Annotated in this window: 14 protein-coding genes; 6 read left to right on the forward strand and 8 right to left on the reverse strand. The window is 45.6% G+C overall.

The features are described from left to right. Positions 1–202 precede the first annotated feature (202 nt). From cysE to mtaB, 6 genes are all read left to right on the forward strand, one after another. Positions 203–916: a serine O-acetyltransferase gene (cysE, locus tag BLU87_RS06980; protein ID WP_092346101.1), complete on the forward strand. Its 714-nt coding sequence runs from the start codon at positions 203–205 to the stop codon at positions 914–916. Further along, a complete protein-coding gene (locus BLU87_RS06985; RefSeq protein WP_092346103.1) occupies positions 916–1,353 on the forward strand; it encodes an Rrf2 family transcriptional regulator in 438 nt (145 codons plus the stop codon). Before cysE ends, BLU87_RS06985 begins: the two co-directional genes overlap by 1 nt. A 27-nt stretch (positions 1,354–1,380) precedes the next feature. Then, positions 1,381–2,604 carry a cysteine desulfurase NifS gene (gene nifS / locus BLU87_RS06990; RefSeq protein WP_092346105.1) on the forward strand — a complete coding sequence of 408 codons (1,224 nt, stop codon included), beginning with the start codon at positions 1,381–1,383 and terminating at the stop codon, positions 2,602–2,604. A 38-nt stretch (positions 2,605–2,642) separates the two neighbouring features. Then, positions 2,643–3,011: a Fe-S cluster assembly scaffold protein NifU gene (gene nifU, locus BLU87_RS06995; RefSeq protein WP_092346107.1), complete on the forward strand. Its 369-nt coding sequence runs from the start codon at positions 2,643–2,645 to the stop codon at positions 3,009–3,011. A 68-nt stretch (positions 3,012–3,079) separates the two neighbouring features. Continuing rightward, positions 3,080–4,174, forward strand: coding sequence for a tRNA 2-thiouridine(34) synthase MnmA (gene mnmA / locus BLU87_RS07000; protein WP_139167490.1), 1,095 nt, complete (start codon positions 3,080–3,082; stop codon positions 4,172–4,174). Next, on the forward strand, positions 4,171–5,463 hold the full coding sequence (mtaB, locus tag BLU87_RS07005; protein ID WP_092346109.1) for a tRNA (N(6)-L-threonylcarbamoyladenosine(37)-C(2))-methylthiotransferase MtaB: 1,293 nt from the start codon (positions 4,171–4,173) through the stop codon (positions 5,461–5,463). Before mnmA ends, mtaB begins: the two co-directional genes overlap by 4 nt. A gap of 59 nt (positions 5,464–5,522) precedes the next feature. Here the strand turns inward: mtaB and BLU87_RS07010 are convergent, their stop codons facing one another. The 8 genes from BLU87_RS07010 to BLU87_RS07045 all read right to left on the reverse strand — a co-directional run bounded on the left by BLU87_RS07010 (position 5,523) and on the right by BLU87_RS07045 (position 16,008). Next, complete coding sequence (locus BLU87_RS07010; RefSeq protein WP_092346111.1) at positions 5,523–6,353, reverse strand: pyruvate, water dikinase regulatory protein; 831 nt, start codon at positions 6,351–6,353, stop codon at positions 5,523–5,525. A gap of 343 nt (positions 6,354–6,696) precedes the next feature. Further along, positions 6,697–6,906 (reverse strand): DUF1858 domain-containing protein, encoded by a 210-nt coding sequence (locus tag BLU87_RS07015; protein ID WP_092346113.1) that lies wholly within the window; start codon positions 6,904–6,906, stop codon positions 6,697–6,699. A gap of 98 nt (positions 6,907–7,004) precedes the next feature. Then, the gene (locus tag BLU87_RS07020) at positions 7,005–8,480 is read right to left on the reverse strand and encodes an aldehyde dehydrogenase family protein (RefSeq protein WP_092346115.1); all 1,476 of its coding nucleotides are present in this window, start codon (positions 8,478–8,480) and stop codon (positions 7,005–7,007) included. Positions 8,481–8,827: 347 nt separating this feature from the next. Next, entirely contained in the window at positions 8,828–10,834 is a 2,007-nt protein-coding gene (locus BLU87_RS07025) for a sigma-54-dependent Fis family transcriptional regulator (RefSeq protein WP_092346117.1), read from the reverse strand. A gap of 157 nt (positions 10,835–10,991) precedes the next feature. After that, the gene (locus BLU87_RS07030; RefSeq protein ID WP_092346119.1) at positions 10,992–11,873 is read right to left on the reverse strand and encodes a DMT family transporter; all 882 of its coding nucleotides are present in this window, start codon (positions 11,871–11,873) and stop codon (positions 10,992–10,994) included. 138 nt (positions 11,874–12,011) lie between these two features. Continuing rightward, positions 12,012–13,295 carry an MFS transporter gene (locus BLU87_RS07035; RefSeq protein ID WP_175498289.1) on the reverse strand — a complete coding sequence of 428 codons (1,284 nt, stop codon included), beginning with the start codon at positions 13,293–13,295 and terminating at the stop codon, positions 12,012–12,014. A 232-nt stretch (positions 13,296–13,527) separates the two neighbouring features. Continuing rightward, positions 13,528–13,785 carry a YkgJ family cysteine cluster protein gene (locus tag BLU87_RS17930; protein ID WP_092346123.1) on the reverse strand — a complete coding sequence of 86 codons (258 nt, stop codon included), beginning with the start codon at positions 13,783–13,785 and terminating at the stop codon, positions 13,528–13,530. 3 nt (positions 13,786–13,788) lie between these two features. Beyond that, positions 13,789–16,008, reverse strand: coding sequence for a vitamin B12-dependent ribonucleotide reductase (locus tag BLU87_RS07045; RefSeq protein WP_092346125.1), 2,220 nt, complete (start codon positions 16,006–16,008; stop codon positions 13,789–13,791). Positions 16,009–16,202 lie beyond the last annotated feature (194 nt).

Genomic DNA, 16,202 nt, shown 5'->3' on the forward strand with positions numbered 1-16,202 from the left:
TGTCTAGACTATCCAAGTAATTACAGCTAAATAATACCTGACTAAAATGTTTGTTTATAATTGACAGAAAAGGTCGGGTATGATAATTCTTGCTCTACTTTGAATAGGTAGTGATAATTTATAACAATTAGTGTGTAGTACTTGAGCTTAGTAGTCGTGCAAGGTTCTGAGCCTTGTGGATAAAGATGGAAGGTGATAGCGGATGTTTTCTCAACTCAAGGAAGATATTAAGGTTGTCTTTGAGCGTGACCCGGCTGTACGGAGCGTTTTCGAGGTCATCTTCTGTTACCCCGGATTTCATGCTCTCCTTTTTTATCGTTTGTCTCATTGGTTATGGATCAATCAAGTTAAATTTCTGGCCCGATTAATCTCACATTTTGGTCGCTTTCTGACCGGGATTGAAATTCATCCTGGGGCTACGATTGGCCGTGGTTTTTTTATTGATCATGGGATGGGGGTTGTGATCGGCGAAACGGCTGAAATTGGTGACAACTGTACCCTTTATCATGGTGTGACTCTTGGCGGGACCTCTTGGGCGAAAGAGAAGCGCCATCCTACCTTAGGTAATAACGTTATTATTGGCTCCGGTGCAAAGATTCTTGGCCCCTTTACCGTTGGTGATGATAGTAAAATTGGTTCTAACTCCGTGGTTGTTAAGGAAGTGCCAGCAACCGCTACTGTGGTTGGCATCCCTGGACGGGTGGTTTTATCGGGTGAAAAAAGGGTTGGTTTTGACCTTGAACACGATAAGCTTCCAGATCCCGTTGCCAAGGCGGTCAGCTGCGTTTTTGAACAAATCCACCGTTTAGGTGAACAGGTTGAAGAGTTGCAAAAGGAGCAGACGCGGTTGAAAGCTGAGCTTGCTCATTACCATCTGTCGGATCAAGCTGAGGCTGCCAAAGAGGAAGTTAACTGATGAGAATGTCGACCAAGGCTCAGTATGCCGTCCGCGCACTTGTCAGCTTGAATTTATCAGGCAATCTCGCACCTGTATCGATAAAAGAGATAGCGGCGCGAGAGAAGATTTCTTTGAACTATCTGGAACAGCTGTTTGTTAAGTTACGGCGTGGCGGCATCGTCAGGAGCGTCCGTGGTCCAGGTGGTGGGTATCTTCTGGCGCGATCTGCAACAGAGATCAGAATTGACCAGATTATCGATACTGTCGAAGAAGCTCTGATGCCGTTATCCTGCATGAATGCCGACGGCAGTTGTGGTTGTGGTGATGAATGTACAACCCAATCTGTCTGGCATGGGTTGGGGATGCAAATCCGTTCTTTTTTAGCTTCTGTGTCCCTTGAGGATTTAACTGAGCAGGGGCGACAACAACTCGGTCGTCGAGTGGCCAATAACTAATTTTTTCAGTTTAATCGGAGGAGTTTCGTGAAAAAGATTTACATGGACAACAATGCAACGACAGCTGTTAAGCCCGAAGTGTTAGAGGCAATGTTGCCCTATTTCTGTGAACAATTTGGTAATCCATCCAGTGTCCACTGGGCTGGCCGGATGGTTGGTGGGGCCATAGAGAAAGCGCGAGAGCAGGTTGCAAGGTTATTTAATTGTTCTGCTGCGGAAGTTATTTTCAACTCTTGTGGCAGCGAAGGTGACAACCATGCCATTAAAGGGACTGCTGATGCATTAAAGCACAAGGGCAATCATATTATTACCACTTCAGTCGAGCATCCAGCCGTGTTGGAAACCTGTGAAGCACTTGAAAAAGATGGTTTTGAGGTGACTTATCTCAAAGTTGATCATAACGGGATGCTAGATCTGGCGGAACTTGAAGCTGCTATCACTGATAAGACCATTCTGATCTCGGTGATGTGGGCTAATAATGAAACAGGTAATATCTTTCCGATTGAAGAAATTGGCGAGATCGCTAAGAAGCATAAGGTCCGTTTCCATACCGATGCAGTTCAAGCGGCTGGTAAAATTGCGATCGATGTCCGCAAAGTTAATGTTGATATGGTGGTCATTTCAGGTCATAAGATCGGAGCTCCAAAAGGGATCGGAGCTATGTATCTTCGCCGTGGCACCAAAATATCTCGCTTTATGCATGGCGGACATCAAGAGCGGAATCGGCGTGCAGGCACCCATAACGTCCCCAGTATCGTTGGTTTAGGTGCAGCTTGTGATATTGCATTAAAAAATATGGATAAAGATTATGCTTATGTGCGTCATTTACGCGATAAGTTAGAGGCTGGGATTCTGTCGACCATTTCAGATGTTAAGTTGAATGGCCATCCTGATGCCAATCTACGTTTACCAAATACTTTGAACGTCAGTTTTAATTATATTGAAGGCGAGTCTTTGTTGCTGTTTTTCGATATGAAAGGAATTGCAGCATCTTCCGGATCCGCTTGTACTTCTGGCTCCTTGGAACCCTCTCATGTCATGGGGGCGATGGGGGTTGATATTGTCCTTGCCCACTCAAGCACCCGATTTAGTTTGAGTGCAGATAATACCGATGAAGAAATCGACTACATTCTACAAGAACTTCCACCGATTGTGCAGAAGTTGCGAGAAATGAGTCCTTTATATGGACGTGATAACCCAACTCCTCTGTCCTGCGATGAGTGTCGCATGGTGACAAAAGCTTGCGGTTAATCATCCACAAATAGACTGATAAATAAGGAGAGAAACAGATGTATACAGCAAAAGTAATGGATCATTTTTCCAATCCGCGTAATGTCGGTGAAGTTGAAAATGCGAATGGTGTCGGTGAAGTTGGCAATGCTTCCTGTGGCGATATCATGAGAATATCTCTTCAGGTCGAAGATGATATTATCAAAGATGTGAAGTTCAAGACCTTTGGTTGTGGCGCTGCGATTGCGACATCATCAATGGTGACTGAAATGGCGATTGGAAAAACCATTGATGAAGCCTTGATCCTCACGAATCAAGCTGTGGCTGAAGCATTAGACGGCTTACCGCCTGCAAAAATGCATTGTTCTAATCTCGCAGCCGATGCTCTGCATGAGGCGATAAAAGATTATCGAAAACAAAACTCTTAAAACTACTGACCAGAGTTTGATTTAACTTATAAAAGGGCTCTACTTGATGTGGAACCCTTTTTTTCTTGATGTGGAACCCTTTTTTTCTTGATGAGGATTTTGTGAAAAGAAAAGTCGTTGTTGCTATGAGTGGCGGTGTTGATTCATCCGTGACTGCAGCACTGTTACAAGAGCAAGGTTACGAGGTTATCGGTTTGACAATGCACCATTGGGATGCCTGTGCGCAAGAAGCTACGGCTGAGATGTGTCAGTCTAATACGGCTGTCGCTAAAGCGCAGAAAATCGCTGAGCATTTGCAGATTCCCTTTTACTCAGTCAATTTTGAAACTGATTTTCGCCAGCAGATTATCAATCGTTTTTGTGCTGACTATCTGTCCGGGAAGACACCTAATCCTTGTGCTGTTTGTAATAAGAAGATCAAGTTTGGTTTGCTGTTAGAAAAAGCCATTGAGCTGGGAGCCGATTTCCTTGCTACCGGTCATTATGTCTCCCTCGTCGATGCTGATGGTCGATTATTTATTAGTAAAGGGGCCGATCGGAATAAAGACCAGAGTTATTTCCTTTTTTCTTTGAATCAGCAGCAACTCTCCCATTGCCTGTTCCCCCTGGGAGAACTGAATAAAGATGACGTCCGCCAACATGCCGCCCGATTTGGTTTGCAAATCCCTAAAACCGAGGAGAGTCAGGATATCTGTTTTATCCCTGATGGTGATTATGTCAAATTTTTGCAACAAGAAGAAGGTTTTGAAACTCTAAGTGGTGATATTGTCCATGTCTCAGGTGACGTTCTTGGAAAACATCAGGGGACTTACCGCTATACCATTGGTCAACGTAAAGGGCTAGGCATTGGTTGGAAAGAGCCTCTGTATGTGGTCGCTATTGATGCTTCAAAGCAACAGGTGATAGTTGGTGAAAAAGAGCACCTCAGTTGTCCCGAAATGACCGTTGAACAGTGCTGCTGGGCAATAGCTGAACCCAAGGAAACCTTTTCGACAACCTGTCGCATTCGTTATCGACATACAGAAGTTCCGGTCACGGTTGAACCTTGCGGTCATGGTGTTGTGAAGGTTGTTTTCGCGACCCCTCAGGATGGAGTTACCCCTGGGCAAGCTGCGGTTTTTTATGCTGATGACCGGGTCATCGGTGGTGGCTGGATTCAATGAAGACGACTGTCTCTATTGTGACCCTGGGTTGCAAGACCAATCAGTTTGAATCTGCGGCGATGATTGAAAAATTGCAACAGGCAGGTTATCGGCAGGTTTCTTTTGAGGCTGGTGCAGATCTGGTTATCGTGAATACTTGTACCGTCACCGCAGCAACTGATGCCCAATCTCGCAAATTGATTCGACGAGCCAGACGTTTTAACTCGAATACACGCATTGTTGTCACCGGATGCTATGCCCAGATTGATCCCCACAGTTTGAAGCAGATGCCGGGTGTTTCACTGGTTGTTGGCAATAATGAAAAAGGTCAACTGCTGGATTATCTTGTCGCTAACAATGACACCGGGCAGATTCAGGTCTCTGATATTCGTGCTAGCAGCGTGATTGAACCTTTAGTTCTGACTGGATTTGAACAGCGCAGCCGGGCTTTTGTCCAAATTCAGAATGGTTGCGACGCTTTTTGTTCTTACTGCATCATCCCCTATGCCCGTGGCCGCAGTCGATCGGTTCCTGTCGCGGCGGTTATCAGTCAAATTGAAAGGCTCTGTGCGAATGGTTATCCTGAAATTGTATTAACCGGGATCCATATCGGCCGCTATGGTCAGGATTTTGTCCCCTGCACCGATTTGTTGACCTTACTGCAAAAGATTGAGAAATCCGACTTCTCTGGGCGGCTCCGGTTGGGATCAATAGAACCGACTGAGCTTTCTGAGGAATTATCGCATTACATCGCTCAAGCCGATTGGATTTGCCCCCATTTTCATATTCCTTTGCAAGCAGGAGATGATGAGATTTTGCGGCGGATGAATCGCCATTATACCACGACCTTCTTTGCTGACTTGTTGGATCGTTTGCGGCAAATCAAACCAGATGCTGCTATTGGTTTGGATGTGATTACCGGTTTTCCAGGGGAAACGGATGTGCAGTTTCAGGCCACTTGCCAGTTGTTGCGACAGCTTCCGTTTAGCCATTTGCATGTTTTTCCCTACAGTAAGCGCGCTGGAACCCTTGCAGCAGAGATGCCAGATCAGGTCCCTGGCGATGTTATGAAAGCACGTGCAGCGCAGTTGCGGCAAATCGGGAGAGAGAAAAATCGCAACTTCGCGCAACAATTTGTTGGTTCAGAGCTGGAAATTGTTATTGAAGGAGGGGAGGACGATGACTTGCGTAAAGGTCTGTCTCGAAATTATCTCCCTGTTTGGGTCCCTGCAACCTCTGTTGAACCAGGAGAATTGCTGAAGGTAAGAGTCAGTGGCATGCACAAAGATGGGCTGCTAGGAAGTCCCTAAATTAATTCTCCTATCGATGCGGTTAACACGTCATGATATCAGCATGTTGTGTCGGTTGATTAGAACTCCTGCGAATGTCCGAAAACCATGCTGATAATCTCTCTGGCGGTCTCTTCGACCGATTTGTTGGTCGTGTCGACAATGTGCCACTGTTTATTTTTTTTGGTCAGGTCGTAGACCATTTCCATCTCATCGAAAATACGTCGCAGGTCCGTGTAAGTACTTTCGGTTTTATAATGTTGTATCCGGGTTCTCCGAATTTTTTGTAGCACCTCCGAATCCATAATCAGACAGACAATCCGGTTTTGATCAACCTCGAAAACTTCCTTCGGTATTGGAACTTCGGGCATCAACGGAATGTTCACCACTTTGTAGCCTTGTTGGGCAAGCAGGTAAGATGTTGGTGTCTTGGACGTTCTCGATAATCCCAGAATGATAATGTCAGCTTCAAAGACCTTGTGGACATCCTGACCATCATCGTACTTCATGGTGAATTCAATCGCATCGATTCGTTCAAAGTATTTACTGTCCACTTTTCTCAGCAGATTGGCGCTCTCCATAGGTTTAACACCGAGATAGGTGGAGAGTTTTTCAATGGGGGGACCGAGAATATCATGGTAGAAAAGTCCCATCTCTTGGCAGGTTTGATGAACCAGTTCGCGTGTTTCGTGTTTGGCAATGGTAAATGCAACAAACGCATTGACCTCTTTGGCTTTTTCCAGAATACCTCTGATCCTGGCGGGACTATCAATGCGTGAAAACACTCGCAGAACCGAAGATGGAACATCAAATTGGATCAGACTGGCCTTCAAGACGTTCATTGCGCTTTGGCCAATACCGTCAGAGATAATAAACACTTTTTTGTGCTCTTGATCGTTTACTTCGCCCATGAGCTTTCACCGTTCGTGATGTCGAGGAATAGATAATGTTATCGTTCTTGTCGTGATTCTTGCGCAGCTTACATTATTGCGCAAGAGTTATCTTTTTAACAAGTGTCCACACCGGAATCGCGATGCATGAATGATGTCGATTAGTTTGATCTGGTTTTTGAACAAGATCGCCACTTTTTTACAATGATAGCGTGTGGAAAAAGAGGACGGTATTATGGGTCGATGAAAATGAAATCAATCTCAGAACGTCAGCGGCTCTCTTGTTGTTAAACTTGATAAGAGAGCCGCTTTGTCCTGATCGTCTATATCCTTCTTGCTCTGCGTAGCGCATCAAGGATCGTCGTTATGAGTTATCTTTAGAAATAGCTTCATTCAGACCATGGATAAAGCCTTCAATATCTTCAACTTTACGTGATTTCAACATTTCACCCAGAGTTGACGGGAAGGCGCCTGCACAGGAAAAAGGGCTGACTTTGTTCATAATGAAATAACTGACGCATTGCGGATAAGCATCAAGTATATCCTCCACCAATGTCTCTTTTGATATTTGCATTACGTTTCCTTAACCTTTTTTCGTGATTATCTCGAAAATGAGATATCGCGCATGCTCGAAACTATTTCCTGCTTCGAGCATGCAACTTCAATCAACCTTTAGTAGAGCCCGATTTTATCTTCCGTCATACTGATATAAATATTTTTAGTTTGGGTGTAATGCTCAAGCATCATTTTGTGAGTTTCACGTCCAATCCCGGACTTTTTGTAGCCGCCGAAAGGAGTGTGAGCCGGCAGTTGATTGTAGGTGTTGACCCACATACGACCAGTTTGAACCGCACGGGCGACACGCAGAGCTCGGTTGATATCCTTAGTCCAGACTGCACCCGCAAGGCCATAATCGCTATCATTGGCCATATTGATGACTTCTTCTTCATCTTTAAACTTGATAACACAGACAACGGGGCCGAAAATTTCTTCCTGGGCGATACGCATATCATTGTTGACATCAGCGAACAGCGTTGGCTCCATAAAATATCCTTTACCGAGTTCGCCTGTCGTTATTCTCTTACCACCAGTAACCAGTCTAGCCCCTTCCTGCTTGCCAACTTCGACATAGGCAAGAATTTTGTTCAACTGGACTTCATCAATCTGGGCTCCCATCATTGTGCCGTCTGCCCATGGGAGGTTGACTTTGACTTTTTTGAAGGCTTCTGCCATCGCTTCGACAAATTTGTCATAGATTGATTCTTGCACAAAAACTCGAGAACCAGCACAACAGACCTGACCTTGGTTCAGAAGGATGCCGAGCTGAGTTCCTTCAATGGCTTTCTCCCAAGGACAATCCTCAAAATAGATATTAGCCGATTTGCCACCGAGTTCCAGAGTTGCAGGGATCAGTTTTTTAGCTGCTGCATCGGCAATGTTGTAGCCGACTTCAGTAGAACCGGTGAATGCAAGTTTGGAGAAACCTTCATGTTCCAAAACAAAGTTGCCGGTACTTGAACCTTTCCCGGTCACGACATTGACAACTCCTGGAGGCAGAACCGTATCCAGAAGCTTTGCGAATTCTAACAGGCTAAGTGACGTCGTCGATGATGGTTTTAAGACGACGCAGTTACCAGCTGCAAGGGCAGGGGCAATTTTCCAGGCCGCCATGAGAAGTGGGAAGTTCCACGGAATAATCTGGCCAATAACGCCGATTGGTTCCCGCAGGATGATGCTCATGGTGTTTTTATCGATCATCACCGCTTGCCCTTCCTGGGCACGGATGACGCCAGCGAAATAGCGGAAATGGTCACTGGCCAAGGGGACGTCTACAGCGGTTGTTTCACGGAGTGGCTTACCGTTGTCGATCGATTCGATCATGGCCAGTTTTTCAGCATTTTCGTCGATAAGATCTGCAATCTTTAGCAAAATGATGGAGCGATCTTGAGGGCTTATGTCTTTCCACTCAGGAAAGGCTTTCCATGCTGCTTTAACCGCATCATCAACGTCTTGCTTGGTTGCGTTGGCACAGGTAGCCAGTAGTTTCCCGTCGGCCGGACAATGAGCTTCAAAGGTTTTACCATCTGAAGCGTCGACCCATTTTCCGTCAATGTAGAGTTTGTACTGCTTGTCGATTTGATTCCTCATGTGACTCTCCGTTCTCGTTGTGGGCTAATCACAGCCCGGTTTTAATATGAACGCTAAGATACACTTATTATAACAAATCAATAGCAACCTGCATGCCAGAAGCGGAAAAATTTGACAGCTAGTTGTAAGCTGATGTTGTCGCGGGATTTTTCTTGTAGAAGAGGACGATGGTTTTAATATTAGGAATGATGGAAATGAGGACAGATGTTATATCGAATGAACAGTTGTCACATAAATATTACAATTTGAGTATGTCATATTTTACTCTTTGTGATCACCAATCTGTGAGTCAAAAATAGTCGCTGACAGCTGTCACGACCAGCTTCGAAGTCAAGGAAACTTTGCAGTTAGTCGAAACGGTAATCTTTTGAGATCCCGTACTGATTGATTTTGCGGTAGAGGGTATTGCGTGAAACCTCCATAATCCTGGCAATTTGACTGATATTTCCTTGGTATTGTTGCAGCAGTTCGAGGATGATGCGACGTTCGTTGACAGCGACCCTCTGTTTCAAGGTTTTCCCCCGGTTCTTTTCCATGTGCAAATGTGAGGTTTGGAAGATTTTCTCTGGTTGTGGCGACGTTATCTCTACGGGTAAATGGTCTGTTGTGATAATTTTGCAGTTGGCTGCGTTGATCATCTTCTCCACAACGTTTTCCAACTCGCGGACGTTGCCGGGCCAGTTGTAATTTTGCAGCTTGTTTAAAACATCCGCCTCTACTTTTTGAATTTTGCAATTCAGCTTCCCCCCGATTTTATCGAGAAAGTGGGTAAAGAGAATGCGGATATCATCCTCTCGCTCACGCAGTGGAGGGACGTGGACCTGAATGACATTGAGACGATAGTATAAGTCTTGGCGAAAGTTTCCTTTATCCACCTCCCTCAAAAGGTTTTTGTTGGTCGCACAGATAATTCTAGCATCGACTGGAATAACCTGTTCTCCACCGACACGAATGATTTTCATTTCCTGGATAACCCGGAGCAATGATGCTTGTTGGTCCAGAGGCATATCACCGATTTCATCAAGAAAGAGGGTTCCTCCCGATGCCATTTCAAAGCGACCTGGTCGCCCTTTAGAACTGGCTCCAGTGAAAGCCCCGGGGACATAACCAAAAAGTTCGCTCGCAATCAAGTCTCGTGGTAGCGCTGCACAATTTAAGGCAAGAAAAGGGCCATTTTTACGTGAGCTTAGATTGTGGATAGCCTGAGCCAGAAGTTCTTTCCCGGTACCACTTTCACCTTGGATCACCACATGGCTATTGCTTAAGGCTGCCTGTTTCGCTGCGTTAACCGTCCGATTGAGCTTGTCACTTTGACCGATGAGGCTGTCGAAGGTGAAAGTTGCTCGTGCCCCACCCAGGTGGTTAGCCAGTTTTTTCATTTTATTGATCGGGTTGAAAAAAATAACCTCTTCGCCAAAGGCGCCTGTTTGGTCAAGAAATTGTTTCACTGTCACCAGCGCATGTAGTCGCCCAAAGGATGTATCCAGCATGACTTCCATCTCTTTGCAGGCTTTTCCTTCGCGCACAATTTTACTGATGTTGGTGTCTTTGCCGAGGAGATCTTCAACTGTCGATCCAATAATATTGTCGCCGAACAGTTTCTTTGCGCTGGGGTTGATCTGAGTGATCTTCCTTTGCTTGTTCACAATAATTGCGCCGTCAGATATGGTTTGGAAGATGTTGTTGAGTTGGCCGTTGAGAACTGAGAGCTCTCGATTGCGATGTTGCACTCGCATCTGTTCATGAATCGCTTCGGCAGAAGCGGCAACCATACCAAGGGTATGCTGATGCGCGGTATGCGAAGGACCGGACATTTGCAGCACCCCGATGAGATCTCCTGTTTCAGAGAAAAATGGAGCGGCGGAGCAGGTCCAGGAGTGAAGTTTCTGGCAAAAATGTTCCTGTCCCGATACTTGAAACGGTTTCCCTAAGGTTAATGCGGTGCCGATACCATTTGTCCCGGCAGCCTCTTCTATCCAACAAGCGCCACGAATCAGATTGACTTTCTCCGCATCACTTAACGTATCAGGATCTCCGAGAATTTCCATGATGTAGCCCCGTTCATCGGCAAAAAATAGGATGAACCCTGAACCTTTGACTAAATCATAAAGATTGCCCATGAAGTGGCGTATAATATCAATTTGTGTTTTGCGGGCTTGCAGGAGTTCCCCAATCTCTTCCTCAGTGAGCAATTCGTGACTGACGCCGTCATATGGATCGATGTTAGCTTCGCGACAACGTTGCCAGGAAGAGTAGATTTCAGGACGTAACGTATTATCAGGTATACGTCCGGAGACAATGAATTCACGCCAGATCTTTGCTTTATCGTCTATGTTGTCGTCTGTCAGTGGCATGATGCATCCTTATGAAAGCTGCTTGGTCCCGCATTTGGGGCGAAAATATCGGGGAGCGCTTTTATGCAAAGCAAAAAGACTTCCTCTGTCCATCTTGATAAATAAAGCTGCTGAGATCGATATGAATCGTCCGTTGAGTTTGAAATAACAGTTCAGTTCAGACCTTCCTTAATGCAAGTCCAGTATTCGCAGCAAAGATAAGTAGCGCACCGCACCAGCCTGAAATTGTCAATGACGGTCCGGCCACAAGAATGGGACCGAGGATAGCTGCCAACAATATTCTACTAGAGGATATGATTGAGCCTTCAACTGCGGTAACAAACAAAAAGCCGTAAGTGATCAGATATTGACCGAGAACGCCGGCAACGGAACAACTGAACAAGAAGAAGAATTCTTTTGTGTTGGGGATAAAGATACTGTCATGAAAAAAAATCAGCATCAACGTTGTCCCCAAACCAAACATGAAAAACAGGATCGTTTGTGAGTCATGGTAGCGCCTGCTGATGTTGAGGTAAATGATTGCGATTGCCGCTGTGATTCCAGAACAAAGGCCCCAAAGGTTGCCCAGATCTGGGGTTATTTTTCCAGGTGAAAGCACCAGCCACACACCGCAGAACGCAATTGCCACTATCAGCAGAGAGAGTAGGTCACGCTGCCCGCGCAGAAAAAACCAGGAGAATATCGCCACAAAGAGGGGATAGGTCATGTTGAGGATATTCGCTTCGGCGACAGATCCCAATTCGACGGCTTTATAGAAGCAGAACACCGCAACAGTATTAGCCAGCGTTCTGCCGATGAGGTAGTGATATTTGCGCGGGTGTAAACGTTTATTTTGGAAAGCCATGGTGATGCAAACGATGATGAAGCCGAGAAAAAGTCGGGCAAATACAAAGTAAGCGGATTCAATTGTTACGTAAGGTTCAGCCCAGCGAATGATGAGGGTTGCCAGATAAAAAAAGAATGCAGAGCCGAAAACCGCAAGCCAGCCAAGAGTTTTGCGGGATGTCTCAGAATAAAAGTTGGGTAATTGGTTGTTCATATCTCATCACATGGTAGCAAAAGTTGTAAGATGCATCTGTTGAGCACGGATTATTTATAACCTGCTTTCTGAGCCTAAACCAGTCACTTTTATTCTGGTTGTTATCACTCAAATGGAAACCTGACTACTGAATCAACATCATCCGCTGTTAGCCACGGCTTGCCCCCGCTTCACATTAACCCGCAGCAGTAAAATCCCGCCAATGATAAAAAAGATGCTCAGTGCTAGAATTGAATGGCGGGAGCTACCACTCAGATCTGCGATCAAAGCGAACAGGAGCGGTCCAAAAATAGCGGCAAATCTGGAGCTAATGGAAAAAAAGCTAAAGAATTCAGCACTCTTTTGTTTTGGTACCATGCTGGAGAAGAGAGATCGACTCAAGGCTTGACTCCCTCCGAGAATGAGGGCAATCACAGCACCGAGAATCCAGAATTCATAGGGGGTTGTCATTCTATATGCGAAAAAACAGACCAACACAAAGATAATCAGACTAAAAAAAATGGCTCGGGCAGTGCCGGTCTTTTCTCCGATACGGGCAAAAAGTAAAGCTCCTGGCATCGCCAGAAACTGAATCATCAAAAAACACCCAATAATGGTTCCTTGTCCCAGCTGAAGTTCTTCTCGGGCGTAGATTGCCGAAACGGTGATGACAGTCTGGATGCCGTCGTTGTAGCAAAGGAACGCAACAAGAAAAACTGTAAGATCGCGATAATCAAGGAGTTGTTTGAACTGTTGAAAGTAACCACGCAGGCTAAAACGGTACCCTGGTTGCAACCGTTTTGTGGTCGGAGGCAAATAAATGAACGTTGGGATGGCAAAGATAAACCACCAGCTCGCCGTCAGTAAAAAGCCAAAACGGGTTGCTGCCCCCGGATCAGGAAAGCCGAAAAAATCAAAATTGAGAATCAGCAGAAAATCTAAAGCTAATAAAATTCCTCCCCCAATATAACCAAAGGCAAATCCGCGTGCAGACAGTTTGTCGACTTGATCGATTGGTGCTAGAAAGGGGAGGTGGGCGTTGTAGAAGATATTGGCCCCGGCAAAGGCGATGTTGCCGAGGATAAACAACAGCGAAGTCGTCAGATAATTATTGGTGGTTATTGCAAGTAACGCTGTGGCTAGGCAGCCAAGCAACCAGAACAGTATCATCAAGCGCTTATGCCAGGCATTTCGGTCCGCAAGAGCGCCTAAGATAGGTGCGGCAACAGCTAAAATCAGCATGGATATTGAAACGTTGTAACCCCAAATACTGGCGGCTGAAAATCTATGATTGCTTATGAACGGGAGGATCGCGCCATTTTCCGGGACCAGAGAGACAAAGTACACCGGAAGAACAGCGGCAAGAACAACTGTAGCGAAGGCAGAGTTTGCCCAATCGTAAAGGCACCATCCAAAGCGAGATTTGCGCAGCTGATGAGTCAAAGTGAGCATCCTTCTTCAAGCCATATAGAGAGAACTTTGAGTGTAACAAATTACCCAGTCTGTATGTAGTGAGTGATATTGCAGTGAGTAAATAAATAATAAAAAAAGCCTCGAATCTAGGAGGGGGATAAGATTCGAGGCAAATAGCAAAAAACTTATTTTAATCCAAATTTTGAAGATGTCCAGCAATATAATATTAAAAACCGAATATATGAACACCTGATATCGATATCTACGATTCTTTGATCAAATTACGATAAGCACACTCTTCAGGTAACCAGCTGATCTCAGTAATTATTTCTGGGGTGAGCTTGATGCAATCCTCTTCGACTTCTAGACGCTGCGCATAGATGCGACACGTCCGATTATGAATGTCGAGAAACCGACAAGGAATTGATGTTGTTAAGATGTTACCTTGTCGGTCTATTTTCTTCTCAAAACAGCAGGCACCGCAACGGTTGCAGAGAGCTTCCCAGCTTTCAGATTCCATTAATCAGGCACACTCGGAAAACCCACAGGCACGACAAACACAGCAACCACCTTCATGCTCAACAGGGCCACCACAATCAGGACAAGCACCGCCATTATTAGTAAATTGGGTCGGACTTTCATCATCATTGAGCATATGCAATTGAACCGCTTTGGCAACAGCATCGGCGCAAGATGTAATTCTATTTTCGCCGAATCCGGCAGGCTTATGACAAGTAATGCCGATTAGTTGCTTAACGGTTTGTCGGGCTTGACCACCGCTGCGCCAAGATAATGAGACCAGCCGACCAATCGCTTCACACTGAGAGGCCGCGCAGCCACCGGCTTTACCCATGGTTGTGAACAACTCAAAAAGCCCGTTTTCATCTTCATTAATGGTGATATAAAGAGGTCCACAACCGGTTTCCATCTGGTAGGTGGAGCCGGTTAATGCCCGTGGCCGCTCCCGCTTGCGAGAAGGTTTTTTGCTCTCCATGGGAATTGAGGCATCCTGATTCTCTTCGGTATCATCCTTTCCGGCGACTGACAAAACTTGCATATCCCGGGAACCATCACGATAAATGGTGACCCCTTTGCAGCCTTCTTTGTAGGCCAGGCGATAGACGGTGGCTACGTCTTCACGGGTTGCTTCGCGACTGAAATTAACCGTTTTGGACACCGCATTGTCGGTATGACGTTGGAACGCCGCCTGCATCAAAACATGATCGTTGGGGGTGATATCATGAGAGGTGACAAAAACTCTACGTACATCTGCCGGGATCGCCTCAATGTCTTGGACGGTCCCTTTTTCGGCGATTTCCTGCATCAACTCAGGTGAATAAAAACCTCGCTCTTTAGCGATTCTCTCAAACAGAGGATGTACCTCAATCAGTTTATTATTATCCAGAACCTGACGAATATAGGAGACTGCAAACAGGGGTTCGACACCGCTGGAACAATTTGCAATGATGGATATCGTTCCTGTCGGTGCAATTGTCGTACAGGTCGAATTGCGGATTGGATCCGCTTCGTAGATACTCCCCGTGATATTAGGGAAGGGTCCCCGTTCTTTAGCCAGTTGCTTCGACTCTTCATGGGCTTTTTCATTGATAAAGCGCATGACTTGTTCCCCAAGGGCAATCCCGTCCTGGCTGTTGTATGGAATATTGAGAAGAATTAACATGTCTGCCCAACCCATAACCCCAAGACCGATTTTCCGGTTAGCTTTGGTCATCTCATCGATTTCAGGGAGGGGATACTTGTTGGCTTCAATGACATTATCAAGGAAACGGGTTGCCAATTTAACCGTCAGTTCAAGTTTGTCCCAGTCTATCTCACCTTCAATAACCATATTCGCTAAATTGATAGAGCCGAGGTTGCAAGATTCATACGGAAGAAGTGGCTGTTCTCCGCAAGGGTTAGTGCTCTCATATTCACCGACATGTGGGGTCGGATTGTCACGGTTCAAGCGGTCAAGAAAAACGATCCCAGGCTCACCGTTAGACCATGCCATATCAATAATCTGGTTGAAAACCTTCGTCGCGTTGAGTTGTTTTACAACTTTACCGTTACGTGGATTGATGATGTCGTAATCTTGGTTCTTCTCGACGGCATCCATAAAGGCTTCTGTCACACCCACAGAGATATTAAAGTTGGTGAGGATTGTCAGGTCACGTTTAGCCATGACGAAATCCATAATATCTGGATGGTCAACGCGCAGGATTCCCATGTTCGCCCCCCTGCGAGTCCCGCCTTGCTTGATGGTTTCAGTGGCCGCATCAAAGACGCGCATAAATGAAATTGGGCCCGATGATACTCCGCTCGTGGAGCGCACTTCATCGTTTGCAGGACGGATACGGGAGAATGAGAATCCTGTACCACCGCCACTCTTATGAATTAAAGCGGTATTTTTGATAGCCTCAAAAATACTTTCCATGGTGTCGCCGACGGGTAAGACAAAACAAGCCGATAGCTGACCGAGTTCACGCCCTGCATTCATTAGTGTCGGGGAGTTCGGTAAGAAATCGAGATTTGACATTGTTTGCAAAAATTGTTTTTCGTAGTTCGTTTTGTTTTTTTCTGTGCCGGTCTCTGCGGCATTGATGGTCTTGGCAACTCGGCGAAACATGTCTTCAGGGGTTTCAGTCGGTTGTCCCGCACTATCACGTTTTAAATAGCGTTTTGCAAGGACGGTACGTGCATTCTTAGAGAGTTTTGGCGCGATAGAGATTTTGCCTCTAGACATGTGTGGTTCCTTTCACGACTCAAATTGAATTATTTATGAGTTCGCATTGTTAAAAGATAAACAAGTGCCTGAGTTATAACTGTTTTTACTTTTCAATTTGGCACTATATTTTGTAGTTCAAGAATATAGACCACTACATCTAGTATGTGTCAAGTGAGAAAAGTTCAATCAGGAGGATGTAAAATAGAAGATAA

This window comes from Desulfuromusa kysingii, assembly GCF_900107645.1.
Classification (GTDB): Bacteria; Desulfobacterota; Desulfuromonadia; order Desulfuromonadales; family Geopsychrobacteraceae; genus Desulfuromusa; species Desulfuromusa kysingii.